This window comes from Streptomyces sp. NPDC001980, assembly GCF_040296885.1.
Classification (GTDB): domain Bacteria; phylum Actinomycetota; class Actinomycetes; order Streptomycetales; family Streptomycetaceae; genus Streptomyces.
The window spans coordinates 29,846-51,510 of sequence record NZ_JBEOYD010000059.1 but is presented as its reverse complement, the minus strand read 5'-3'; the positions used below and the strand labels follow the sequence as shown (position 1 = coordinate 51,510).

The 21,665-nt window shown below is 70.6% G+C and carries 24 protein-coding genes and 3 pseudogenes; 9 read left to right on the top strand and 18 right to left on the bottom strand.

The window, feature by feature from the left end:
• The 5 genes from ABT137_RS46410 to ABT137_RS46390 form a co-directional block, all read right to left on the bottom strand.
• On the bottom strand, nucleotides 1-92 hold a 92-nt coding region (locus ABT137_RS46410), incomplete at its 3' end, for a biotin carboxylase N-terminal domain-containing protein (RefSeq protein ID WP_308427085.1).
• A 54-nt stretch (nucleotides 93-146) separates the two neighbouring features.
• Complete coding sequence (locus ABT137_RS46405) at nucleotides 147-1,139, bottom strand: aldo/keto reductase (RefSeq protein ID WP_351719062.1); 993 nt, start codon at nucleotides 1,137-1,139, stop codon at nucleotides 147-149.
• A gap of 108 nt (nucleotides 1,140-1,247) precedes the next feature.
• The gene (locus ABT137_RS46400; protein WP_351719060.1) at nucleotides 1,248-2,180 is read right to left on the bottom strand and encodes an NAD-dependent epimerase/dehydratase family protein; all 933 of its coding nucleotides are present in this window, start codon (nucleotides 2,178-2,180) and stop codon (nucleotides 1,248-1,250) included.
• Nucleotides 2,181-2,205: 25 nt separating this feature from the next.
• Nucleotides 2,206-3,129 carry a ScbA/BarX family gamma-butyrolactone biosynthesis protein gene (locus ABT137_RS46395; RefSeq protein WP_351719058.1) on the bottom strand — a complete coding sequence of 308 codons (924 nt, stop codon included), beginning with the start codon at nucleotides 3,127-3,129 and terminating at the stop codon, nucleotides 2,206-2,208.
• Nucleotides 3,130-3,314: 185 nt separating this feature from the next.
• Nucleotides 3,315-3,446, bottom strand: coding sequence for a hypothetical protein (locus tag ABT137_RS46390; protein WP_351719056.1), 132 nt, complete (start codon nucleotides 3,444-3,446; stop codon nucleotides 3,315-3,317).
• 128 nt (nucleotides 3,447-3,574) lie between these two features.
• On the opposite strand from ABT137_RS46390, the gene ABT137_RS46385 reads away from it, so the two are divergent.
• Complete coding sequence (locus ABT137_RS46385; protein ID WP_351719054.1) at nucleotides 3,575-4,345, top strand: response regulator transcription factor; 771 nt, start codon at nucleotides 3,575-3,577, stop codon at nucleotides 4,343-4,345.
• 173 nt (nucleotides 4,346-4,518) lie between these two features.
• Nucleotides 4,519-5,169 carry a ScbR family autoregulator-binding transcription factor gene (locus ABT137_RS46380; RefSeq protein WP_351719052.1) on the top strand — a complete coding sequence of 217 codons (651 nt, stop codon included), beginning with the start codon at nucleotides 4,519-4,521 and terminating at the stop codon, nucleotides 5,167-5,169.
• A gap of 42 nt (nucleotides 5,170-5,211) precedes the next feature.
• Here ABT137_RS46380 and ABT137_RS46375 read toward each other — a convergent pair whose 3' ends face one another.
• Nucleotides 5,212-5,832 carry a TetR family transcriptional regulator gene (locus ABT137_RS46375; protein ID WP_351719050.1) on the bottom strand — a complete coding sequence of 207 codons (621 nt, stop codon included), beginning with the start codon at nucleotides 5,830-5,832 and terminating at the stop codon, nucleotides 5,212-5,214.
• 496 nt (nucleotides 5,833-6,328) lie between these two features.
• Between ABT137_RS46375 and ABT137_RS46370 the strand changes: the two genes are divergently transcribed.
• The 3 genes from ABT137_RS46370 (at nucleotide 6,329) to ABT137_RS46360 (ending at nucleotide 8,410) form a co-directional block, all read left to right on the top strand.
• On the top strand, nucleotides 6,329-6,574 hold the full coding sequence (locus ABT137_RS46370; protein ID WP_351719066.1) for a hypothetical protein: 246 nt from the start codon (nucleotides 6,329-6,331) through the stop codon (nucleotides 6,572-6,574).
• Between the two features lie 133 nt (nucleotides 6,575-6,707).
• Nucleotides 6,708-7,751: a phosphatidylinositol-specific phospholipase C domain-containing protein gene (locus tag ABT137_RS46365; RefSeq protein ID WP_351719048.1), complete on the top strand. Its 1,044-nt coding sequence runs from the start codon at nucleotides 6,708-6,710 to the stop codon at nucleotides 7,749-7,751.
• 98 nt (nucleotides 7,752-7,849) lie between these two features.
• Complete coding sequence (locus tag ABT137_RS46360; RefSeq protein WP_351719047.1) at nucleotides 7,850-8,410, top strand: glycoside hydrolase family 25 protein; 561 nt, start codon at nucleotides 7,850-7,852, stop codon at nucleotides 8,408-8,410.
• 84 nt (nucleotides 8,411-8,494) lie between these two features.
• On the opposite strand, the gene ABT137_RS46355 is transcribed toward ABT137_RS46360, so the two are convergent.
• A complete protein-coding gene (locus ABT137_RS46355; protein ID WP_351719045.1) occupies nucleotides 8,495-9,193 on the bottom strand; it encodes an NADPH-dependent F420 reductase in 699 nt (232 codons plus the stop codon).
• A 95-nt stretch (nucleotides 9,194-9,288) separates the two neighbouring features.
• Nucleotides 9,289-10,290, bottom strand: coding sequence for a zinc-dependent alcohol dehydrogenase family protein (locus ABT137_RS46350; protein WP_351719043.1), 1,002 nt, complete (start codon nucleotides 10,288-10,290; stop codon nucleotides 9,289-9,291).
• Nucleotides 10,291-10,380: 90 nt separating this feature from the next.
• On the opposite strand from ABT137_RS46350, the gene ABT137_RS46345 reads away from it, so the two are divergent.
• Nucleotides 10,381-11,412, top strand: a complete 1,032-nt coding sequence (locus ABT137_RS46345) for an AraC family transcriptional regulator (RefSeq protein WP_351719041.1) — start codon at nucleotides 10,381-10,383, stop codon at nucleotides 11,410-11,412.
• On the opposite strand, the pseudogene ABT137_RS46340 reads toward ABT137_RS46345, so the two are convergent.
• Nucleotides 11,409-11,879, bottom strand: a pseudogene (locus ABT137_RS46340) (FCD domain-containing protein); the annotation flags it as partial. The gene ABT137_RS46345 and the pseudogene ABT137_RS46340 sit on opposite strands and share 4 nt — an antisense overlap.
• Here ABT137_RS46340 and ABT137_RS46335 point away from each other — a divergent pair.
• Both ABT137_RS46335 and ABT137_RS46330 read left to right on the top strand, forming a co-directional pair.
• Nucleotides 11,877-12,184, top strand: a pseudogene (locus ABT137_RS46335) (hydroxymethylglutaryl-CoA lyase-like TIM-barrel protein); the annotation flags it as partial. The pseudogenes ABT137_RS46340 and ABT137_RS46335 overlap by 3 nt on opposite strands.
• Nucleotides 12,185-12,191: 7 nt before the next feature.
• Nucleotides 12,192-12,371, top strand: a pseudogene (locus ABT137_RS46330) (ATP-binding cassette domain-containing protein); the annotation flags it as partial.
• Nucleotides 12,372-12,504: 133 nt separating this feature from the next.
• Here the strand turns inward: ABT137_RS46330 and ABT137_RS46325 are convergent.
• Nucleotides 12,505-12,717, bottom strand: a complete 213-nt coding sequence (locus tag ABT137_RS46325; protein ID WP_351719038.1) for an EF-hand domain-containing protein — start codon at nucleotides 12,715-12,717, stop codon at nucleotides 12,505-12,507.
• 47 nt (nucleotides 12,718-12,764) lie between these two features.
• Nucleotides 12,765-13,679 (bottom strand): helix-turn-helix domain-containing protein, encoded by a 915-nt coding sequence (locus ABT137_RS46320; RefSeq protein WP_351719036.1) that lies wholly within the window; start codon nucleotides 13,677-13,679, stop codon nucleotides 12,765-12,767.
• A 64-nt stretch (nucleotides 13,680-13,743) separates the two neighbouring features.
• Between ABT137_RS46320 and ABT137_RS46315 the strand changes: the two genes are divergently transcribed.
• On the top strand, nucleotides 13,744-14,379 hold the full coding sequence (locus ABT137_RS46315; RefSeq protein ID WP_351719034.1) for a GNAT family N-acetyltransferase: 636 nt from the start codon (nucleotides 13,744-13,746) through the stop codon (nucleotides 14,377-14,379).
• A 3-nt stretch (nucleotides 14,380-14,382) separates the two neighbouring features.
• Here ABT137_RS46315 and ABT137_RS46310 read toward each other — a convergent pair whose 3' ends face one another.
• The 7 genes from ABT137_RS46310 to ABT137_RS46280 all read right to left on the bottom strand — a co-directional run bounded on the left by ABT137_RS46310 (nucleotide 14,383) and on the right by ABT137_RS46280 (nucleotide 21,459).
• On the bottom strand, nucleotides 14,383-14,991 hold the full coding sequence (locus tag ABT137_RS46310; protein WP_351719031.1) for an ADP-ribosyltransferase: 609 nt from the start codon (nucleotides 14,989-14,991) through the stop codon (nucleotides 14,383-14,385).
• Nucleotides 14,992-15,068: 77 nt separating this feature from the next.
• Nucleotides 15,069-16,262 (bottom strand): YncE family protein, encoded by a 1,194-nt coding sequence (locus tag ABT137_RS46305; protein WP_351719029.1) that lies wholly within the window; start codon nucleotides 16,260-16,262, stop codon nucleotides 15,069-15,071.
• The gene (locus ABT137_RS46300) at nucleotides 16,262-17,032 is read right to left on the bottom strand and encodes a polysaccharide deacetylase family protein (protein WP_351719026.1); all 771 of its coding nucleotides are present in this window, start codon (nucleotides 17,030-17,032) and stop codon (nucleotides 16,262-16,264) included. The genes ABT137_RS46305 and ABT137_RS46300 overlap by 1 nt, the downstream gene beginning before the upstream one ends.
• Before the next feature lie 150 nt (nucleotides 17,033-17,182).
• On the bottom strand, nucleotides 17,183-17,686 hold the full coding sequence (locus ABT137_RS46295; protein WP_217547724.1) for an ATP-binding protein: 504 nt from the start codon (nucleotides 17,684-17,686) through the stop codon (nucleotides 17,183-17,185).
• Nucleotides 17,687-17,976: 290 nt separating this feature from the next.
• Nucleotides 17,977-18,744, bottom strand: a complete 768-nt coding sequence (locus ABT137_RS46290; protein ID WP_351719024.1) for an enoyl-CoA hydratase/isomerase family protein — start codon at nucleotides 18,742-18,744, stop codon at nucleotides 17,977-17,979.
• 88 nt (nucleotides 18,745-18,832) lie between these two features.
• The gene (locus ABT137_RS46285) at nucleotides 18,833-20,068 is read right to left on the bottom strand and encodes a L,D-transpeptidase (protein WP_502984695.1); all 1,236 of its coding nucleotides are present in this window, start codon (nucleotides 20,066-20,068) and stop codon (nucleotides 18,833-18,835) included.
• A 155-nt stretch (nucleotides 20,069-20,223) separates the two neighbouring features.
• Nucleotides 20,224-21,459, bottom strand: a complete 1,236-nt coding sequence (locus ABT137_RS46280; RefSeq protein ID WP_351719020.1) for a L,D-transpeptidase — start codon at nucleotides 21,457-21,459, stop codon at nucleotides 20,224-20,226.
• Nucleotides 21,460-21,665: the final 206 nt, after the last annotated feature.

Here is a 21,665-nt window from a genome sequence, read left to right as displayed (position 1 = left end):
TAGACGGCCACGCTCGCGATCCCGGCGTCCCGGCAGGCCCGGGCCACGCGGACAGCGATTTCGCCACGGTTGGCGATGAGCACCTTGCGCACGATGCCTCAATTCCCTGGAGAGTTCGGATACTTACGGGTGTGGCTGCTGGATGCTCACCACGCGTACGCCTCGGGCGCCGGCTTGGCCCCGTTCGGGCCGGGCGGCGGGAACAGCTGGTCCAGCTTCGCCAGGGTGTCGGCGTCGAGCGTGATCGTCAGCGCGCGCAGCGAGCTGTCGAGTTGCTCGGTCGTGCGCGGGCCGATGATGGGGCCCGTCACCCCGTCCTGTGCGAGCAGCCAGGCCAGTCCGACGTGTGCGGGGTCCTCGCCGATCTCGGCGCACAACTTCTCGTAGGCCTCGATGGTGTCGCGGTGCTCGGCAAGCAGGCCGGCCGAGTGCCCGGTGGTGCCGCGGGCCGCGCCGCCCTCCTTCAGCTTGCGCAGGACGCCGCCGAGCACACCGCCGTTCAGCGGCCCCCAGGGGATCAGGCCGAGGCCGTAGTGGCGCGCCGCGGGCAGCACTTCCAGCTCGACCCAGCGGGTCATCAGGTTGTACCTCGACTGCTCGCTGACCAGGCCGAGGAAGTGCCGCGACCGTGCGGCCTCCTGCGCCTGGGCGAGGTGCCAGCCGGCGAAGTTGGACGAGCCGAAGTAGAGCACCTTGCCCTGCTGGCGCAGCACGCCGAACGCCTCCCAGATCTCCTCCCACGGCGTGCTCCGGTCGACGTGGTGCATCTGGTACACGTCGATGTAGTCGGTTCCCAGGCGCTTGAGCGACGCCTCGCAGGCGCGCCGGATGTTCAGCGCCGACAGATGCGACTCATTGGGCCAACCGCCCGTCGGGAGATAGACCTTGGTGGCCAGCACGGTCTTTTCGCGCCGCCCGCCTCCGCCGCCGAACCAACGGCCGATGATCGGCTCAGTGGGCTGCTCGCCCGGGCGGGTGCCGTACACATTGGCCGTGTCGAAGAAGTTGATGCCACGCTCGTGCGCCCGGTCCATGATCGTGCGGCTGTCTGCCTCGGGGGTCTGCGTCCCGAAGTTCATCGTGCCGAGTACGAGCCGGGACACGGACAGTCCGCTACGGCCGAGGTTGGTGTATTCCACGCGTGCCAGTCCTTACGGGTAGTGGTGGATCTGCGACCGCACACCGTGCCGGGGCGGTCGGGTCTCTGGGTGCCGCGCGAGCCCGGGGGCGCGCGGCGGGGAGCGGGATCAGGCCGCTGCCCTGAGGTCGGGGTACCACTCGTTGATGCGCGCGGCGTCCGCCTCCCATCCGGAGCCCGCCGCCCGGCCCAGGTCGGCCCAGAGCGGCGTGCTGTCGAACCAGTGGTCGGTGGCCAGCATGTCCACGGCCCCGGTGGCGGCCCCGTTCTCGGTGGGCAGGGCCCGGGCCTGCGCGAGACCTACGCTACAGCGGGCCGGCGGCAGCGACATGCCGGCGGCCACCGCGCGCAACAGCTCGCAGGCCGTGACCGGTTCGGGATACGCCGCGTGGTAGACGGACGACGACAGCCGTTCGCGCGGGGCGAGGCCGATCGCCACAAGCAACGCGGCCAGTTCGGCCACGGCGATGACGGAGAGCCTGGCCTCCCAGCCGGTCGGGGTGCCGGGCAGCGTCCGCAGCAGTCGCCGGAGCCCGGGTACGACCCATGCATCGCCGGGCCCGTAGACCAGGTATGGCCGTACGACGATCCCCCCGGCGGCCAGGACGGTGTCCTCGGCCTCGGCCCGGGTCCGTGACGTGGGCGACCGTGGCCTGCGCGGGAGTTGTTCCGGGCGGGCGCGGCGAAAGATGCCGCGCCCGTAGACGGAGGCGGTGCTGAGGTACACGATGCGGGACACTCCGGCGCGCTGCGCGTCGGCGACGAGCGCGGCGGTTCCCCGAGCGTTGACGGCCTCGTTGGCCTCGGCGCTCCCGCCGATCTGCGAGGCGCAGTGCACCAGGACGTCGGCGCCGTCGCACAGGCCGCGCAAGGAGTCCGGGTCCGCCAGGTCCGCCCGGACGATCCGGGCCCGGTCCACGCCGGGTGCCTGGGGCGTCCTGCGGTGCGAGGCCAGGGTCAACCGCCCTGCCAGGCCGGCCGCTTCGCGGGTGACGTGGGCTCCGACGAACCCGCCCGCTCCGGTGATCAGGAAGTTCTGCACGTGGGCGCTCCGGTCGCGTCGCGGGTCAGTGGTTGCGCGTCCGGAGCGTGAGGCAGGCGTCGAAGACGGGCCCGCCACGCTGAAGTCCGCCCACCCGTACCTGGACGTCGCCGACGGCGTCGACCCCGATCGGCTCGGCCTCCACCACGCAGGGCTCGTCGAATTCGGCGTACCGCTCGAAGGAGCTGTCCAGGCCGACCACGAGGGCGTCGGGCATGCCGGTGGCGGCGTGGGCGGCCTGCCGGGCGGCTTCCAGGAGCACCATGCCGGGCACGTGGTCCACGGGATGGTCGAAGAAGATCGGGTGGTTGCAGTCGACGCGCAGCTCCCATTGGTTTCTGGCACCGCCCGGGAGCTCGGACAGGACCACGTGCTGCGGGTCGGTGCGGCCCACCAGGGCCGGGTCGATCGGCAGCCCGGGCAGGCGGTCGCAGCGGGTGGGCCGCTCGCCGCGAAGGCGCTGGTAGACGTTGGGCCGTATGCAGTTCATGGTCGCTCCCGCGGTGGCCAGTGCCACGCCGTCGACCATCGCGGTCACTTCGTACCGCATGCCGGCGAGGGCCTTGCCCCGCCGCACGATGTCGTGGCAGACCGCGTGCAGTTCGACCTCGGTCGGTACGGGCGTGGCGACGAACAGGGGCGCCGCGGCGGCGAAGAACATCGACCCCATGAGGAACTGGTTGTCGAACTCGACTCCGAATTCGGCGTGCGCGAGCAGCGCCCCCGTCTGGCGAACCGATTCGGCAAGGAGCATCGGGTCCTGGTAGCCACCCGACTGGGCGAAGAGCGCGTGACCGCGCGGCCACTGGGATCCCACCACGAAGGCGTGCGGTGCGTCCGCCGGCCGCCAGCCGGTGAGCAGGACTTCGGAGACGGCCGCCCGGTGCACGTACTGGCGAGGGACCGTGGTGGTGAACGCGGAGAGAGCGGATTCGAGCATCGCGGTCATGGCTGGCACTCCTGTCGGTAGTCGGGCAGGAGGGAGCTGCGGTGTGGTAACAGCCCCCCGTCCACACGCTCAATAAAATACAGACAAGTCTGTAGGGGAAAGCAAGTAAAAAGTTGAGGCCGGGCGTGGCGCGTAGCGGATGGGCGAAATCCGCATACCTTCACACACTCTGCGTGCCAGACCCGTCACGCCACGAGACTGAAGTACAGGCGTCTTTGCCTGTTCTTCGCCATCACGCTGGGGTGCACGACCTGCGCGGCGAGCACGACGCAAATCGTCACTTCTTCACGATCAGGCCAGTTCAGATCCCATGTCATGAACCAGAGCAGGGTGTCTGACCCCTCATTGACAATCAGACAAGTCTGTTTGGTATGTTCCTAGAACATCTGAACTTCGACACGAGCATTTGCAATGGGCCAACGCCCGCACGCTCCAGGAGGACCAGTTGAACCAGCAGGTAGCGAACCTGTCCGACTCCCCAACCGTGCGGCACCACCCCGTGCCCCAGCACACCCATCCGGACGCGCCACGGCTGCACGTCCCGGTCGAGCACCCCGCGCTGCGCATCCTGGTTGTCGAGAACGAGGAGCGTTCCGCGAAGGCCCTGGTACAGGACCTGATCCGGCGCGGGTACCGCGCCGACAGCGTGAACACCGGGAGCCAGGCCCTGCGCGCACACCGCCAGGCCGACCTGATCCTGCTCGACCTCGACCTCACCGACCTCGACGGCCTGGAGGTCTGCCGGACCATCCGCACGATGAGCGACACCCCGATCATCGCCGTCACGGAACGCGGCAGCGAGCTCGACCGCGTCCTCGGGCTGCAGGCAGGCTCGGACGACTACATGGTCAAGCCCTACGGATTCCACGAACTGCTCGCCCGCATAGGGGCGGTGATGCGCCGGGCCCGACCGTCCCCGGCGGCCCGCACGATCGAGCACGGCCCGCTGCGCATCGATGCCGATGTCCGCAGAGTCACCCTGCACGGCCACCCCGTCGACCTCACACGCAAGGAGTTCGACCTGCTGTACGCCCTCGCGATCCAGCCAGGTGCTGTCGTCTCCCGGCGGCAGTTGATGTCCCAGGTCTGGGACGATGCCTGGTCACACAAGGGTCGTACCATCGACACGCATGTCAGCAGCGTGCGCGGCAAGCTCGGATCCAGCCATTGGATCGTAACGGTCCGCGGTGTCGGTTTCCGTCTGGGCAGCCCGTGACCGGGGCCGTACCCGTCCTGGCGCCGGCGGCGGGAGCCGTCCGGCGCCAGCACGTTCACCGGAACCGAGTGACGTGTCCGTCTTTCCCTTCGCGCACCCCTGGTGAGTCCGGCGTATCCAAGTAGAATGCAGACTTGTCTGTATTGATAGTCAGCTAGGAGCAAGGAACGGGCATGGCGAAACAGGAACGCGGAACGCGATCCCGGCAAGCGATCCTGGAGGCCGCCGCCGAAGTGTTCGACCTTCGCGGATATGACGCCGCGAGCACGAACGAGATCCTCGCGCGCAGCGGTCTGACCCGTGGGGCCCTGTACCACCACTTCCATTCCAAGGAGTCGATCGCGGCGGCGCTGTTCGACGCGCACAGCGCAGCCCTCGCCGCCCCCGAGCGGTCCACCAAGCTCCAGTCGATCATCGACCTGACCTTCGCCTTCGCTGCCCAGCTCCAGCGCGATCCGGTGCTGCGGGCCAGCGTGCGCCTCGCGGTGGAGAAGACGTCGTTCCCACGTCCGGCCGTCACCCCGTACGAGCAGTCGACCGAGGTCGTCCACGAACTGCTCGACCAGGCCCGGCTGCAGGGCGAGACCCTGCCCGGCCTGGACCTGACCGACGCCACCACCGTCATCATCGGCGCGTTCACCGGACTGCAGGCCATGTCGCACGTCTACACGGAGCGGGGGGACCTGCCCGAGCGCCTCAGCGCGATGTGGCGGTTCCTGCTGCCGGGCCTGGTCACGCCCGGCCTGATCGGCACCCTGCGCGTCACCCCGCCGTCCGACGCCGTCGTGGCCGACGACCGGGCCCGGGCCGAGGCCGTCTCGTAGGCCGCGCCGGGTTCGCACCCGGCCGGCGGCCGGACCGGGTGATCAACGCGACCGGCCCGGAACACCCTCGGCGGTGGCCGGCGAAAGATCCTCCTCATGGTTGGCGTCACCCGGCCAGGCTTCCGTGAAGAGCGGCAGCAGCGTGTCCCATATCCGCCCGGCACGCTCCTCGCTCCACCAGTCCGTGTCGGCGTAGCCGAGGGACTCCAGGCCCGCGGTGACCACGACCGCCAGGTCCGCGAGCACCGACCGGCCGGTGCTCGCGGGCGCCTGAGACATGATCTCGGCGTGCATTCGGTCCAGCACCTCTTCCCGCAGCCGCGGCGGATCCTCGGTGCCGTCGGGCGCCAACCGCAGCCCCGCACGGACCAGTTGATCCTCCATCAGCGCCTTCCCGAGGGTGATGCTGAAGCGCGCCGGGGCGTCCGCGCCACCCTTGGTGAAACTCTCGTCGGCCAATGCGAGGGCACGCTCCCGGGCCTGCGCGTGGGCCTCCCCCACCAACTCCGCGATGGAACGGAAGTGGTGGTAGAGCGCGCCGCGGGTCACACCTGCGGTGTTGCAGATGTTGACCAGCCCCACGTCGGCGAGCCGACGGGTCGCGATGAGTTCGACGGCGGCACGCACGAGCGCCTGACGGGAAGTCTGCGACCGCTTCTGCATCGCGCATGCCCCTTGCCTGATACGACAGCTCCCAGTACGAGGGCGAGCAGGCACGGACAGCGCCTTCACCCGCAAGAACCATACAACCATGCCTGTTTCTTGGGCACCCTCCAAGGGTCTGAATCGCAGATTCCGCCGAAATCCTGCCGGTTTTCACCGACAAGCTCCGCCAGACGGCGAACTCCCTCGCCCTGGCCTGGTCAACAGACATACAAGTCTGTATGTTCTGCACAGCAGGGGTGGGGGCGAGGATGAGGCAGGGGCACTCCCCCGGCAGGGCCCAGTCCGCCCATACCGTTTCGTCCGGTCCGTCAGGACGCGCATGCCGGCCCCGGCGAGCCGCGAGGCCCGAGAACTCGGCCCTGGAGGTGCCCTGACAGAGCACCGGGCCTGCACAAAGAAAAAGACACCCCCTGCCATGGACGCCTGGCTGGAGGACCGCCACGGGCCGAAAGTGCCTGAGAAGTCCCTTCCGGCGGAGGAGTTCACAAGGAAGTTGCCGGCACAGGCCGACGAGGCGTTCGGCACGTACGACTACCCGCGCCCCGAACGAGCGTCCGCCCTGGCCGCCCGGCACGCACAGACGCGCTTCCTCCTGGTGCCGCGTGCCGCCTACGGCATCGAACGGACCTGGGACACGGTCGGCATGCGCGGCACGGGCAGTGACACCCTGGCCCTCGACGAGGTCTTCGTGCCGATCGAACACGGACGTGTCCGACGCCGCGCCTGCCGGCCACCGTGAATGCCGACGGAACCGTGAGTCTCTGGTGGCGGACGCGCCTTCCGGAGGCCGATGTTCCCCCAGGGACTACCGAACAGTAACCGTCTGCTTCTACGCTGCCGCCAACTCATCACCAACCCAAGGGAGTTGGGTCATGCGTGTACTGAGACGGCTGGCGGCGGTCGTGGGCGCCGGGGCCCTGTTCGTGATGGCGGGCTCCGCCGCCCACGCGGACACGGGCCTGAACGCGGCGAAGTTCTCCGAGACCACCTCCATCGGCACGCACAACGCGTACGAGAAGGACAAGTACACCTACTGGGCGCAGGCCATGGACTCCGGGGCCTCGCTGCTGGAGCTGGACGTGTACGTCGACAGCATCAGCAAGCGGTGGCGGGTCAGCCACAGCAACCCGTGGGGCGACGACAACAACTGCGAATACGCCAACACGCCAAGCAAGTTGTACAGCCAGGCCACCAGCCAGGACCTCGGCAGCTGCCTCGACAACATGGCGGCCTGGGAGCAACTGCACCCGGACCACGCGCCCGTCGTCGTCAAGGTCGAGATGAAGGTCGGGTTCAACCAGACCATCGGCCTCGGGCCCACCGCGTTCGACACGCTCGTCTCGCAGAAGCTGGGCAGCAGCGTGTACAAGCCGGCCGACCTGCTCGGCTCCTCCTACTCCACGCTCGACGCCGCCGCGAAGGCCAACGCCTGGCCCTCCCGTGACGCGCTCAAGGGCAAGTTCATCTTCGAGCTGATCCCGGGCACGGTGGAGCAGGCCAACCCGTTCGACCACTACTGGACGGACCAGGAGTACGGCGACCACCTGCGGGACCTGTACGCGGCCGGGAACATCTCCCAGGCCCAGGCCTTCCCCGCCGTGCTGGGCGCCGCGAACGGGGATCCCCGGACCAGCAGGTACGACGCCTCGATCCAGCCCTGGTTCGTGTTCTTCGACGGGGACGCGGCGACGTACGTGAACAACGGCTACGACACGTCGTTCTACGCCGCGAACCACTACATCCTGATCATGACGGACGCCTACAACGTCTCACCGGCGATCTCGTCGACCGCCCCGACCGACGCCGAGGTCGCGGCCAGGCTGGCGCTGCTCGCCGCCGACCACGCCAGCATCATCACCTCCGACTGGTCGACGAAGTCGGCGGCCGTGCTCAGCGAGGTGGCGGCCCGGAGCTGACAATTCACGCGCCCACGCGGATCCCTCTCGGCGCGGCGGGGAATACGACATACGCAGTTGCAACTCGTGTCACCCCACTGGCACCCAGGGAGTCCCCCATGCTGCACGGCATCGACGTGAGCGCGTACCAGTCCTCCGGCTACGACACGGATGACCTCTCCTTCGTCTTCATCAAGGCGACGGAGGGGCATTCGTACGTCAACCCCAAGCTCGCCGCCCAGACCAAGACCGGCCGCGACGCCGGACTGGTCGTCGGCTACTACCACTTCCTCTGGCCCGGCAACCTCACCGCCCAGGCCGAGTACTTCGTCCAGCACGCCCCCGAGAAGGCGGGCGAGATCCTCGCCGTCGACTGGGAGACCACCGGCGACGGCACCCACGCGAGCAACGCCGAGAAGGACTCCTTCATCCGCAAGGTGAAGGCACTCCGGCCCAGCCACCGGGTGGTCCTCTACACCAACCGGAATTTCTGGCTCAACATCGACACCACCTCGTACGCCGGCGACGGCCTCTGGATCGCCGACTACGTCAGCGCCGGCCACCCCCGCATCCAGGCCGACTGGCGTTTCCACCAGTACACCAGCGACCCGCACGACAAGGACGTCGCGGACTTCGCCAGCAAGGCCGCCCTCAAGGCCTGGGCGTCGAAGGAGGATTGAGCAGCGGCGCCGGTCCGGGGCGGCGGGACCGGGCTCCCCGGTTCGGTCCCGCCGCCGGCCACCCCGCGGGACCCGGCGGAGCCGTCAGCCGCGGAAGTTCTCCGGGCGCTCCGGGGACGCCTCCGCCAGGGCCTTGCGTACGCCCTCGGCATCCGCCCGCAGGCCGTACACCGGGGTGCCCGGCTGCTGGCGCCAGGAGTCGTCGATGCCGCCGTTGTCGACGGTGTCGAAGCCGAGCTCGTCGATCAGGGCACGGACGACCCGCTTGGCGGCCTCGTCGTCGCCGGAGACCGGGACGGCCTGGCGGTCGGGGTCACCGGCGGGGCGGCCGCGGTCCAGGATGTCCTGGGCGAAGGTGCCGTTGAAGGCCTTGATCACGGGGTGGCCGATCTGCCGCTCGGTCCAGCGGCTCTCCGCGATGCCCTCGTCCTCGATGCCGGCGATCCGGCCGTCCCGCTCCCGCGGGTAGTAGTTGCCGGTGTCGATCACGGCGGCGTTGTCCGCGGCGCCGTCCAGGAGGCCGGACGGCAGGTTCGGGACCGCCTTCACCGGCACCGTGACCACGACGACCTCCGCGCCCCGCGCCGCCTCCTCGGCCCGTACCGCCGCCGCTCCCGTCTCCGCGGCCAGCCCGGCGAGCGTCTCGGGGCCCCGCGAGTTCGCCACGGACACGTCGTGACCGAGGGCCGTCAGCCGCCGGGTGAGGTTGCCGCCGATGTTGCCCGCGCCGATGATGCCGATCTTCATGACACGCCTTTCGAGAGTCCATGCGCTTGCATGCATACGCTGCTGTGCGGCGACAACCTCGGGCGTGCGTGGCCTATTCCACGGCTGGGCCGAACGGGTGAGGCCCGGTTCCGGCCCACGGGTCCCGCCTCTCAGATCCGCACGACGATCTTGCCGATGTGCGTGTTGGACTCCATCAGGCGGTGCGCGTCCCGGATGCGGTCCAGGCCGTCCAGCACCTCACCGACGACCGGGCGGAAGCCGCCGTCGGCCAGGCCCGCGTTGAGGAAGGCGGTGGAACGGCGCCGGCCCTCCGGGGTCGAGGTGAGGGCCTGGTTGGCGTAGGTGTGGATGGTGAAGGGCCAGTTCCAGGGAATCTCGGCGGGACGGCGGTCCAGCCAGCCGTAGACCACCACCGAGCCGCCCGCGGCGAGTCCCTCCGCCAGCGGGCGGAAGTCCGGGCCGCCGATCGCGTCGAACATCACCGCGGCGCCGCTGCCCCCGGTGAGCCGCCTGACCTCCTTCGCCACGGCCTCCGCCGTCGACTCCCCGGTGACGATCACCTCCGCCGCGCCCAGCTCCAGCAGCCGCTCGCGTTTGGCCTCGGTGCGGGTGGTGGCGAGCGGGACCGCGCCGATGCGGCGGGCGACCTGGATCGCCGCGGTGCCGACGCCGCTGGACGCCCCGGTGATCAGGACGTGGTCGCCGGGCCGCAGCCCCGCGGTCTCCAGCAGCCCGCCGTACGCCGTCGTGTACGTCAGCCAGGCCGCGGCGCCGGTGACCGCGTCCACGCCGGCGGGGCGCGGGACGACCGAGGCCGCGGGCAGCACCACGCGCTCCGCGTACACGCCCCGCGCGCTCATCTCGATGCCGGGGCCGGTGGTCACCGGGTCGCCGACGGCCGGTTCGGTGACGCCCTCGCCGACGGCCTCGACGATCCCGGCGGCCTCGTAGCCGAGCCGGGAGGCGGGCAGGGTCGGCTGGTAGTAGTAGGTGCCCGAGCGGAACAGGGCTTCGGCCCGGTTGAGGCCCAGCGCCTCGACGCGTACGACGACCTGGCCGGGGCCGGGGTCCGGGAGCGGCACGTCCTCGATGGTCAGGACGTCGGGTCCGCCGGTCTCGTGGAAGAGCACGGTGCGTGCGGTGTTCGACATGCGATCGACGCTAGGCGGCGCCCGCGAGACGATCCATGCCCTACTGTCTCGCCTTCCTGTCCGAGCGTCTCGCCGGGCTACGGTGTGGACATGGACGTACTGAGCGACGCGGTCGCCGCGATGCGCACCGGGCGGCCGCACTCCTCCCGCCGGGACAAGCACGCGCCCTGGGGGATGCGGTTCGCGGCCTCGGAGGGCGCCGGGTTCCATGTGGTGCTGCGCGGGTCGGCGTGGCTGCTGCCGGCGGCCGGCGAGCCGGTGGCGCTGGGGCCCGGGGATGTGGTGTTCCTGGCCCACGGACACGGCCACGCACTGGCCAGCGGACCGGACGTACCGCTGACGGACGTGCGCCCGGGACCGGACGGCCGCTGGCCCGAACCGCCGCGTACGGCGCGGGAGGCGGAGCCGGACACGGTGCTGCTGTGCGGCGCCTACCAGTTGGACCGCTCCCGCGCCCACCGGCTGCTCTCCGAGCTGCCGGAGGTGGTCCATCTGCCCGCCCGGGTGGGCGCCCAGCGCTCGCTGCGGGCCGCGGTGGAGCTGCTCGGGACGGAGCTGGAGGACCGGCAGCCGGGCACGGACGCCATCGTCACCTCGCTGCTCGACACCCTGCTGCTCTACATCCTGCGCGCCTGGTGGCAGCGGGAGCGGGGCGACGGGCAGGGCAGCGGCTGGTCCGCCGCGCTGGCCGACCCCGCGGTCTCGGCGGCGCTGCGCGCCGTCCACGGCGACCCGGCCCATCCCTGGACGGTGGCCGAGCTCGCCGCCCGGGGCGGCCTGTCCCGGGCGGCCTTCGCCCGCCGCTTCACCGCGCTCGTGGGCGAACCGCCCCTGGCCTACCTGACCTGGTGGCGGATGACCAGTGCCGGCCGGCTCCTGCGCGACAACACCCTCACCCTGCGCCAGATCGCCGAACGCACCGGCTACGCCTCGGAGTTCGCCTTCGCCAAGGCCTTCAAACGGGAGTACGGCACGGCACCGGGCCGGTACCGCAGAGCCACCGGCGGCCCCACGACCGGCAGCACCGACCGACCCGCGGCCGACACCGCGGACCGACCCGCGCCCGGCACCACCGACCTACCCGCGGACACGACCGCCCGCCCTGCCCGCCCCGCCGGCTAACCCGCGAACGGATCCGCCAGCTCCGCCCGCAGTACCTCCGCCGCCGCCTCCGCGTCGCCCTCGGACACCGCGCGTGCCAGCGCCTCGTGGGCCGCGTCCCCGGTGTCCGGGTCGGCGGTGCGCAGTCCGGTCAGGGCCAGCAGCTCGATCAGCCCTTCCCGGAGCACCGGCCTGAACTCGGCGAACAGATCGGTGAGCACCGGGTTGTGCGCGGCGGCGACCACGGCCGCGTGGAAGGCGATGTCGGCGTCGACGAAGGCCGCGTCGTCGGCGTCCCCGGCCGCCCGGCGGCCCGCCGGCGCCGCCTCGATCGCCGTCACGTCCGCCGCCGTACGGCGCTCCGCGGCAAGCCGGGCCGCGTGCACCTCGACCGCCGTCCGGACCTCGTACACGTCGGTCACCGCGGCCCGGCGCAGCCGCGTCGGCCAGTCCTCGGCGGCCTCGGTCGCGATGACGAAGACGCCCGCGGCACCGGGGTCGCCTGCGCCGAACTCGCCGTGCCGGCCGGCGCCTGGGGGTCCCCCCGGACGAAGTCTGGGGGAGGGTGGAGGGCTGCCAGTTCGGCAATGGCGAGCGCACCGGCAACGTGGACCTGGTGACCCTCGCGCTCAACCTGTTCGCCCAAGGGGTCGATCCGATGGTCGACTTCCGCGACGTCGACGCGGTCCGGCGGACGGTCGAGGAGTGCAACCGGCTTCCCGTGCACCCCCGCAAGGCCGAGGAGTTGGGGGTTCCCGAGCCCCTGGTTCCCTGGTCCGTCCCCTACCTGCCCGGAGCGGATGCGCCCCGAGTTCGCGCGCCTCGTCCAGGAGGTGTCCCTGACCGTCCGGTCCGGCGAGCACTGGGCGCTGCTCGGGCCCAACGGCGCCGGGAAGTCCACCCTGCTCGGTCTGCTCGGGACTCTGGTGCATCCGACGCGGGGCACGGTGGAGGTCCTCACCGGCGACCAGGTCGGCAAGTGCTTCGACCTGCCGCTCACCCCGGAACGGCACGGCGGCCGCTGGACCGTCCGCGTCGAGCCCAGGGCGTGAGAAAGCCCGGGGCATGAGAAAGGGGGCCCGCGATCCGGCGGGCCCCCTGCACTCCTGGCGCCTACTTGCTCAGGTACGCCCAGAACTCGTCGAACGACAGGACCTTGTCCCCGTTGAGGTCCCGGGTCTTGATGATGGCCTCCGCGACCGTGTCGGTCACGTTCCAGTCGCCCCCCTGGGCCAGGGCGGCCTTGAACTCGGCCGCGGTGATGACCCCGTCACCGTCCGTATCGATCCGCTCGAACTGCTTGCGTGCTTCCTCGATGTCCGCCACCGGATCCGCCCCTTCGTACGCTTTACTGCCTGTTGACGAAGGTCAGATTAACCGGCCGCGCGAGCACGCAGTGCGGCGACCACCCAGGCGAACTCCGCACGGTGCGCGGCCGCGGGACTCCCGCCCTTCAGCGTGGACAGCAACTCCCGGTACCGGGCGAGCCGGTCGTTGGAGGCCGACTCCATGCGTTCGAGTACGACGGTCAGGTCGCCGCCCCCCAGTACCTCCCGCACGATCGCCTCCGCCTCCGGCGACTCGGGGGCGATGCCGCGCTCGCGGGCCTCCGCACCCAGCTGCACCAGCCGCATGGGAAACCACGTGGACCGCCCGCGGACGGCACTGCGGTCCTGGTCCGACACGTTGAACTCGAAGACTTTCCGCATCTCCGCCCGGAACTCCGGGTCCTGGACCATCTCCGCCAGTTCCACCCAGGCGTCCACCTGCTCGGGGGTGGGCTCCTCCGGCAGGTCCACCGCGATGGAGCGCATCCGTTCCTCGATGGCCGGGTCCACGGCGTCGAGTCCGTGGAACAGCTCCGCCACGAACTCCTCCATGATCCGCTTCCGTTCGGCTGCCGACAGCCGCGCCAGCTTGTTCATGAGTGTCATCTCCTCTGCGGTCGAACCACGTCGCGCCACCGTCGACAGCACCGCACGGGTCACCTTCAGCGAGCTGATCTGCGCGTCCAGCGCCGCCACGTGCGCGGCCGCGACCTCGGCCACGGTCTGCTCGCCGGAGAGCACCGCACGCACGTGCCCGAGGCCGAGCCCCAGCTCGCGCAGGGTGCGGATCAGCTCCAGGCGGGCGAACGACTCGGCGTCGTAGAGCCGGTAGCCGCCGGCGGAGCGGGCCACCGGGGTGAGCACGCCCTCGTCGGACCAGTAGCGGATGGTGCGCACGGTCAGCCCGGTGGCCTTCGCCAGTTCGCCGATGGTGAAAAGTCCGGTGCCGTCGTCGATCATGTCTGCGAGTGTGGGCCTTCCAGTGGGTGGAGACTCAAGGAGTCCCGGGGAGTCGAGGAGCACGGTGGCAGAGAGCCTGCGGGACATTCTGGACGCGGCGGCCCAGGGGGTCTTCCCGCCGCCCGACGGCCGTACGACGGTCGTACCGCAGCCGTCCCCCCGGGACGCGGGGGTCCTCTCCTTCACCGCCCACTCGGTCGTCTTCGTCGACGAGGACCCGGAGTGGGTGTACGACACCCTGCGCGCGACCCCCAGCGACCCGCTGGCCGCGACGATGAACTCGCGCTTCCTCACCGCCCTGATGGACCGCACGGGCCGCGAGCAGGAGACGATCGACGCGCTGCTGGTGGCCGGCCCGCTGCCCGGCCGCCCGGACCTCCCCCTGACCGAGCTCACCGGCCCCGACCACTCCCGGGTCGCCTACGCCCGGGCCCGCCGGGACGAGGTGCGTGCCTGGGCGGTGGCGGGCGGGGTGCTGACGCTGGGGCGCGGGGTCGCGGGACGCCTGGAGGTCTCGGTGGAGGTGGACCAGGGGGTACGGCAGCGGGGGCTGGGCCGGGCCCTGGTGGCCGCCGCCCGGCAGCTCGCGGACGAACCCCTGTGGGCGCAGGTCGCGCCGGGGAACGCCCGCAGCGTCCGGGCGTTCCAGGCGGCCGGCTATGTGCCGGTGGGCGCCGAGGCGCTGCTCCTCAAGGCCTGAACCTCAGCGCCAGGGCACGTAGTTCGGGTTGTCCTGGCAGTCGTCCATGATCTCGGTCTTGGTCTTCTTGTCGACCGGGCAGACCCCGATGACGTACTGGCGCAGGATCCCGCCGGGGAAGGCGACCTCGACCTGGTCGGCCCACCTGTGGGTGTCACCGATGGTCTTGTTGACGTCGACGCCGCCGGGCGCGTCGATGTAGTAGTTGTAGCCGGACTTGTACCAGGTCTTGTACAGGTCGTGGTCGTAGGTCGTGGAGACGTACGGCGACGGCTGGTTGACCAGGACGTACTGCTCCACGTCGTACTGCCCGTTCACCACGTCCTTGGGCAGGAAGCCCTCCGCGAAGATGACCGAGGGCGCCCGGCTGTCGCTGCGGTAGAGGGTGCCGCAGGTGGTGCGCCAGACGGGGGTCGGGGTGATGCGGTCGACGTCGACGCGGCGGTCGGCCGCCGCCTTGATCTTGTCCTCGAACTGGGGACAGACGGGCGCGGCGGCCTTCGCGGAGACGGCGGGCACCGCGGTCGACGGTACGGCGGCCGTGGTCGCGAGGACGGCGGCGAGGGACAGGACGGCGGCAGCGGCCCGCCGCCGCAGACGAGTGGTGATCATGGGCAGCACGATGTCGGACCGGTGACGGCGTACCGGGGATCGTCACTCGATCGGCGGCGTGTCCGACCGGCCCGAGGTCAGCGGAAGATGCCGGTGTGGCCGAGCGAGTAGCGGCCCGGCTGCGGATAGACGGCGAGGCCGTGCGGGCCGCTGCCGACGTGGATGCGGGCCAGTTCGGTGCCGGTGCGGGTGTCGATGGCGTACACCTCGGAGTTGTACCGGCCGGACAGCCACAGCACTTTGCCGTCGGCGGAGACCCCGCCCATGTCGGGGCTGCCGCCGCCCGGCAGCCGCCACTTCCCGGTCAGCCGGTTCTGGGCGAAGTCGAAGAGGGAGATGGTGCCCTCGCCCCGGTTGGAGATGTACATCACGCGGGAGTCCCGGCTGACGTACAGCCCGTGCGCGCCCTTGCCGGTGGGCAGGAAGGTCGGCCTGGTGAAGGCGTCGCCGTCCAGGATCCACACCCCGTCGGCCATCATGTCGGCGATGTAGAACCGCTTGCCGTCCGGCGAGACCTTGACGTCCTGCGGCATGGCGCCGTGGTACGGCAGCTTCTCCTGCCGGAGCACCTTCATCTGCTCCGTGTCCACCTTGAGCACCTCGCCGCTGAACTCGCAGGAGACGATGAAGTACCGGCCGTCGAGGGAGAAGTCGGCGTGGTTGACGCCGTAGCAGCTGACCGGGACGGCCTTGACGGTCCGCATGGTGTGCGCGTCCCGGAAGACCAGCTGGCGGTCGTTGGAGGCCATCACGATCGCGTACCTGCCGTTGGGCGTGAAGTACAGGTTGTACGGGTCGTGCACGGCGACCGGCTTGCCGGCCCGGCCGGTCCTCGGGTCGATGGGGGTGAGGCTGTTGCCCAGGTCGTTGTTGACCCACAGCGTCTTCAGGTCCCAGGACGGCACGACGTGCTGCGGCTGCCGGCCGACCCGGACGGTCCCGATCACCCGGTACGTCTTCGGGTCGATGACCGAGACGGTGTCGGAGTTGGTGTTCGGGACGTAGACCAGGGACGGGAAGCCCTTGACGACGGGTGAGAGCCTGCCGGGGCGGTCGGCGGCGTACACGTCCTTCGGGTCGAGGACCGGGGGCATCCCCGGCAGTCCGTCGACGGCCGGCTCCGCCTTCTTCGCCGGCGGCTGCACGGCCGCGGTGGTGCCGACGGCCGGTGCCGCGGGGCTGTCGGATCCGCCGCTGCACGCGGGCAGCAGCGCCAGGACGGCGAGGACGGCACCGGCGGACAGCAGACGGGCGGCGTTCGTGGTTCGCATCAGCTGAGCAGCTCCGTGGTGGTGACCGCGCGCAGTCCACGGCGGTGGAGTTCTTGGAGGACGGCGGGGAGGGCGGCGACCGTGTCCGGATACCCGAAGTGCATGCTCACCACCGAGCCGCCCGTGACCTCCGCGAGCACCTTGCGGGTGATGGCCGACGCACCGGGCCGGGTGTAGTCGAGCGAGTCCACGTCGTACGACAGCACGTGCGGGTAGCCGGCCTCGGCCGCGAGCCGGGCGACGAGCGGGGAGGCGGTCGGCGCCCTGGAGGGGCGGAACCAGCTCCCGATCGATCCGGTGAGCCGCCTGAGCCGCTCCGCGCAGTCGGTGATCTCCTTGCGGGCGTCCGCCTCCGCCATGGCGTTGATGGAGACGTGCCGCTGGGTGTGGTTGCCCAGGTCGTGGCCGCCGTCGAGGACGCGGCGGGCCATGGCGGGGTACGCGTCGAGCCAGCTGCCTACGGCCAGGACGGTGAGGTGGGCGCCGTGCTGCTCGGCGGTGGCGAGGAGCCGGTCGGCGAGGGCGGGGTCGCCCTGGCCGTGGAAGGTGAGGGCGACGGACGCGGTGGTGCGGGGGCCGTGGGTGACCTGGAAGGGGAGCCGGGTGGGGGAAGCCGACGGTGGCAGTGAGGTGGGAGTGGGGGTGGTGGCGGGCGATGCTGCGGTGGCCGTACCGGTGGTGCCGCAACCGGTGACGAAGGTGCCTCCGGCGGTGAAGGCGGCGCCTGCGCGGAGGAGGTCGCGTCGGAGGGTGGGGGTCACCTGCACCATTTAAGGCGGGGTAGGTAAGAAAGTGGGCTATTGACCCGATAAGGGTTATTTTCGCAAGTCGCGGCCGGTGGGGGTTGATCGCGCCCACGCGGCGGCAGCCGCACATCGCTAGGACCCCGCGCCCCTGAAGGGGTGCATTTCCCTTGCCCTCTATCGATCAGCGACCCGCATCTCGAACCACGTCGTCTTGCCCCGGGGCAGCAGGTCCACGCCCCACCGGTCCGACAGCTTGTCCACCAGGAACAGGCCGCGGCCGCTGATGTCCGTCTCCTGAACCGGCATCAGACAGGGCAGGCCTCGCGACGGATCGCGCACCTCGACCCGGATCCATCCGGGGCGGCGGCGCATGCGCAGGCCGAACACCCGGGCGCCGGTGTGCCGCACGGCGTTGCCCACCAACTCCGATACGAGTAAGACCGCGTCCTCCGTCATCTTGGGGCTGAGCCGCCACTGGCGGAGGACGACGACCTGGGCGAGCCGGCGGGCGGTCGCCGCGGACTCGGGGCGGGACGGCAGCGGAACCTCCGCGTCCGTCGGGTTGCCGAACAGCTCGATCGCCTTGAGCGCCCGCTCGTCCTCGACCGCAGGCGACCAGCGCGCCGCGGCCGCACGGCTGTGTCCCCGCGGCTGTTCGATGCCCTCCAGCCCCGCCATGCCCCCATCATGGCCGCCGAGAGCGCCCTCCGTGGCCGTTCCCGGGGAATACGCCCCCGCAAAGCTTCCGTCCGTCACCGGGTGATCGGCATATGCCATCGGCATTCCGGAGCCATCGGCAGCCGGTCCGACCTGCGAAGACGTCCCATCTCCGGGCAATCGCCAGACCCCCTCGACAAGGCGGACTTAGGGTTGCCTTAAGGCTCCCATAATCCGCCCCATCGGGGGACCCGGAATCAGACATCGCGTCAATTGCAAGTGGTTCGGGGGCTTTCACAGCAGGGCGAAGATCACAGGAACTTGGCCTTGCCCGGCCCCTCCTCGACGAAGCTCCGCATCCCGCGCTCCCGGTCCTCGGTCGCGAACAGCCCGGCGAACCAGTTCCGTTCGACGGCGAGGCCGGTCTCCAGGTCGGTCTCCAGGCCGGTGTCGATCGCCTCCTTGGCGGCCCGCAGCGCGATCGCCGGGCCCTGCGCCAGCTTCGCCGCCCAGGCATGCGCCTCGGTGTAGACGTCTGCGGCGGGCACGACACGGTCGACGAGCCCGATGGCGAGCGCCTCGTCGGCCTTGACCATACGGCCCGTGAAGATCAGGTCCTTGGCCTTCGACGGGCCCACCAGCCGCGGCAGCCGCTGGGTGCCGCCGGCCCCCGGGATGAGTCCGAGCAGGATCTCGGGCTGCCCGAGCTTGGCGTTGTCGGCGGCGATGCGGTAGTCCGCGCAGAGGGCGAGCTCGCAACCGCCGCCGAGCGCGTAACCGGTGACGGCGGCGACGACCGGCTTGGGAATCCGGGCGACGGCTGTGAAGGAGTCCTGGAGGTCACGGGAGCGCAGAACCATGGCGGCGTGGTCCATGTGCTGCATTTCCTTGATGTCGGCTCCCGCCGCGAACACCTTCTCACCGCCATAGATGACGACGGCACGAACGTCTTCGCGACGGGTGGCCTCTCCCGCCAGCTCCTTGATCCGGTCCTGGGTGGCGACGTCGAGCGCGTTCATCGGCGGACGGTCGAGGCGGAGAGTGCCGACGCCTTCAGAGACTTCGAGGGTCACAGTCATGCCCAGCAGGTTAACGCCGGTTCATCAGCGCCCCGACAGGGGCGCGGGGAACTGCGCGAACAACCCCCACCGGCCCGCAGCCGACGGACTACTTGGTCCATTCCTTCCAAGACATGTTCCACCCGTTGAGCCCGTTGTCGGGCGAAACGGTCTGGTCGTTCGAGTTCTTCACCGTCACCACGTCCCCGATGATCGAGTGATCGAAGAACCAGGCAGCCGGCAACCCCCGGTCACCCCCACCCCGGATGTCCCGGAGGCCGACGCACCCGTGGCTCGCGTTGTAGTTGCCGAACGCGTCGCCGCCCCAGTAGTTGCCGTGGATGAACGTCCCGGACGTGGTCAGCCGCATCGCGTCCGGCACGTCCTTGATGTCGTACTCGCCGCCGTAGCCGACCGTCTCGCCGTTCATGCGCGTGACGCGCAGCTTCTCGCTGATGACCATCTGGCCGTTCCACGTGTCGTAGCCCGGCTTGCCGGTCGTGACCGCGAGGGTCTTCACGACCTTGCCGTCCTGCATGACCTTCATCGTGTGCTTCTTGGCGTCGACGACGGACACCTGGCTGCGGCCGATCGTGAACTTCACGGTCTTGGCCTGCTCGCCGTACACCCCGTCCCGGCCCTCGACCCCGTTGAGGTTGAGGGAGACGGAGACCTTCGTGCCGGACTTCCAGTAGTTCTCGGGGCGGAAGTCGAGCCGGTCGTTGCCGAACCAGTGGCCCTCGACGTCGACCGCGGGCTCGGTCTTGATGGTGATCGCCTTCTCCACCGCGGCGGGGTCGGTGATGCCCCGGGTGAAGTGGACGGAGAACGGCATGCCGACACCGACCGTGGAACCGTCCTCCGGCGTGAAGTAGCCGATGAACGTGTTCTTCGGGGTGAGCGTCGTGAAGCTGGAGTCCTCCGCCGACTCACGGCCGTCGGCGTCCTTCGCCACCGCGTGCACGGTGTACTTCGTGGAGTTGGCGAGGTGCGTCGACGGCGTCCAGCTGGCGCCGTCGGCCGCGACCGCCCCGGCTATCTCCTTGCCCTTGGCGTCCTTGACCTCGACGTCGGTCAGCTTGCCCTTGGCGGCGCTGACCTTGAGCGCCCCGCTGGTGTCCACGCCGGTCGCACCGGACTTGGGGCTGATGCTGACGGTGGCCACGGACTGCTTGCTCGCCTGGGTGGTGGAGTCCTTGGTCTTGCCCTGGTCCGCCCCCTTGTCGGAGGAGCCGCCCCCGCCGCAGGCGGTGACGGCCATGAGCAGGACGCCGGCGACGACCGCCATCCCCTGCTTCCGCCGCGTCCCCCGAACCGACGCCCCCGATATCGGCCGCTCGTTCAAAGTCGTTCTCCCCTCCCAGGGCCTGGTCAGGCCCACCCCGGCGCGTCAGGCGCGCGCTCTGGCGCATAGTAACCGCAGGGTTTTGAGCTTGGTGTTGGGCGAATGTCACCGTTGCGTCGCAACTTCTCGCCCCCACCGACCCGCCCCCCACCTGGTTACTTGACCGCGCTGCCCGCCTTCCACTCCTTCCACCCCATGTTCCATCCCCCGAGGCCATTGTCGGGAGCGACCATTTTGTCCTTGCTGTTCACGACTTCGACCACGTCACCGATCAGGCTGCGGTCGTAGAACCAGCCCGCGGGCGTGTCCGAGCTGCCGCCCTTCACGTCGCGCAGGCCCACGCAGCCGTGGCTGACGTTGACGTGGCCGGGGGCGTCCGGTGCCCAGTAGTTGCCGTGCAGGAAGGTGCCGGAGTCGGTGAGTTTGAGGGCGTGCGGGACGTCGGGGATGTCGTACTCGCCGCCGAAGCCGACCGTGCGGCTGTTCATGCGGGTCACGTCGTGCATCTCCATCACCACCATCTTCCCGTTGTAGGTGGTGTGCTCGGGCGCCCCGGCGGTGATCGGCACGGTGGCGAGCAGCTCGCCGTCCCGGCGGACCTCCATGGTGTGGGCGGCCGCGTCGACGAGGGAGACCTGGCTGCGGCCGACGGTGAAGGTGAACGTCTTGGACTGGAGGCCGTAGACACCGGGGGCGCCCTCGACGTCACGGAGGTTCAGGCCGACGGTGACGACCGTGCCGGGCTGCCAGTAGCGCTCGGGGCGGAAATCGAGGCGGTTCTGGCCGAACCAGTGCGGGCGGATCTCGACCGCGGGCTTGGCGGTCACCTGGATGGCGCGTTCGACGGCGGCGCGGTTCTCGATGTCGCGGCTGAAGGCGAGGGAGACGATCATGCCGGTGCCGACGGTGGCCCGGTTCTCCGGGGTGACGTACCCGATGAAGCGTTCGTCGGGGACGAGCGTGGTGAAGGCGGTGTGGCGGGCCGAGCGGTGACCGTCACCGTCCACGGCGACCGCGTCGACGGTGTACTTGGCGGCGAGCGCGAGTTTCGGGTCGTCCGGCCGCCAGATCGTGCCGCCCGCGGCGATGTGCCCGGGGACCGGGGAGTCCTGGGCGTCCTGGGATCTGACGACGCTGACGGATTCCAGGCGGCCGCTCGGCACCCGTACCGTCAGCCGTCCGTCGGGCCGTACGGCCTTGGTGCCGTCGTCCGGGGTGATGCGGATGACGTCCTCGGGGGCCGCGGGTTTGCCGCCGAGGACGTGGTCGATGCCGAGTCCGTCCGTGCCGTCCGAGGAGCAGCCGACGGCTCCCGCCAGCAGCCCCGCCCATGTCAGTACCGCGGCCAACGCGGCCCCCGCGCGCCGTGCGCGCCCTTGTGGATGCCTCACGTGCGGCTCAACGAGCGGGCATGCCCCGGGGAAACGTGAGTGCGACGCCGGCACTGGGCAGAACAGAGGGAAGGACGACGAGCTGGGGAGCCGCCGTGCCCGTGCGAGAGCCGTCGCGGGCACGTCCGTAGCGAGCCGCCGACCGTGCCCGGGACCGGGAGTCCGGGCGCTGTCGGCTGCTCGGACGCGGGTGCGTGCGCCCCGGT

What these genes read in the sequence shown, in the direction of transcription:
- ABT137_RS46290 (WP_351719024.1), bottom strand. Translation starts at nt 18,744, where the DNA reads ATGACTGTGACCCTCGAAGTCTCTGAAGGCGTCGGCACTCTCCGCCTC.
- ABT137_RS46375 (WP_351719050.1), bottom strand. Translation starts at nt 5,832, where the DNA reads ATGCAGAAGCGGTCGCAGACTTCCCGTCAGGCGCTCGTGCGTGCCGCC.
- ABT137_RS46355 (WP_351719045.1), bottom strand. Translation starts at nt 9,193, where the DNA reads ATGCATGCAAGCGCATGGACTCTCGAAAGGCGTGTCATGAAGATCGGC.
- ABT137_RS46310 (WP_351719031.1), bottom strand. Translation starts at nt 14,991, where the DNA reads ATGATCACCACTCGTCTGCGGCGGCGGGCCGCTGCCGCCGTCCTGTCC.
- ABT137_RS46320 (WP_351719036.1), bottom strand. Translation starts at nt 13,679, where the DNA reads ATGATCGACGACGGCACCGGACTTTTCACCATCGGCGAACTGGCGAAG.
- ABT137_RS46295 (WP_217547724.1), bottom strand. Translation starts at nt 17,686, where the DNA reads ATGGCGGGGCTGGAGGGCATCGAACAGCCGCGGGGACACAGCCGTGCG.
- ABT137_RS46350 (WP_351719043.1), bottom strand. Translation starts at nt 10,290, where the DNA reads ATGTCGAACACCGCACGCACCGTGCTCTTCCACGAGACCGGCGGACCC.
- ABT137_RS46390 (WP_351719056.1), bottom strand. Translation starts at nt 3,446, where the DNA reads ATGACATGGGATCTGAACTGGCCTGATCGTGAAGAAGTGACGATTTGC.
- ABT137_RS46345 (WP_351719041.1), top strand. Translation starts at nt 10,381, where the DNA reads ATGGACGTACTGAGCGACGCGGTCGCCGCGATGCGCACCGGGCGGCCG.
- ABT137_RS46300 (WP_351719026.1), bottom strand. Translation starts at nt 17,032, where the DNA reads ATGGTGCAGGTGACCCCCACCCTCCGACGCGACCTCCTCCGCGCAGGC.
- ABT137_RS46380 (WP_351719052.1), top strand. Translation starts at nt 4,519, where the DNA reads ATGGCGAAACAGGAACGCGGAACGCGATCCCGGCAAGCGATCCTGGAG.
- ABT137_RS46365 (WP_351719048.1), top strand. Translation starts at nt 6,708, where the DNA reads ATGCGTGTACTGAGACGGCTGGCGGCGGTCGTGGGCGCCGGGGCCCTG.
- ABT137_RS46305 (WP_351719029.1), bottom strand. Translation starts at nt 16,262, where the DNA reads ATGCGAACCACGAACGCCGCCCGTCTGCTGTCCGCCGGTGCCGTCCTC.
- ABT137_RS46360 (WP_351719047.1), top strand. Translation starts at nt 7,850, where the DNA reads ATGCTGCACGGCATCGACGTGAGCGCGTACCAGTCCTCCGGCTACGAC.
- ABT137_RS46395 (WP_351719058.1), bottom strand. Translation starts at nt 3,129, where the DNA reads ATGACCGCGATGCTCGAATCCGCTCTCTCCGCGTTCACCACCACGGTC.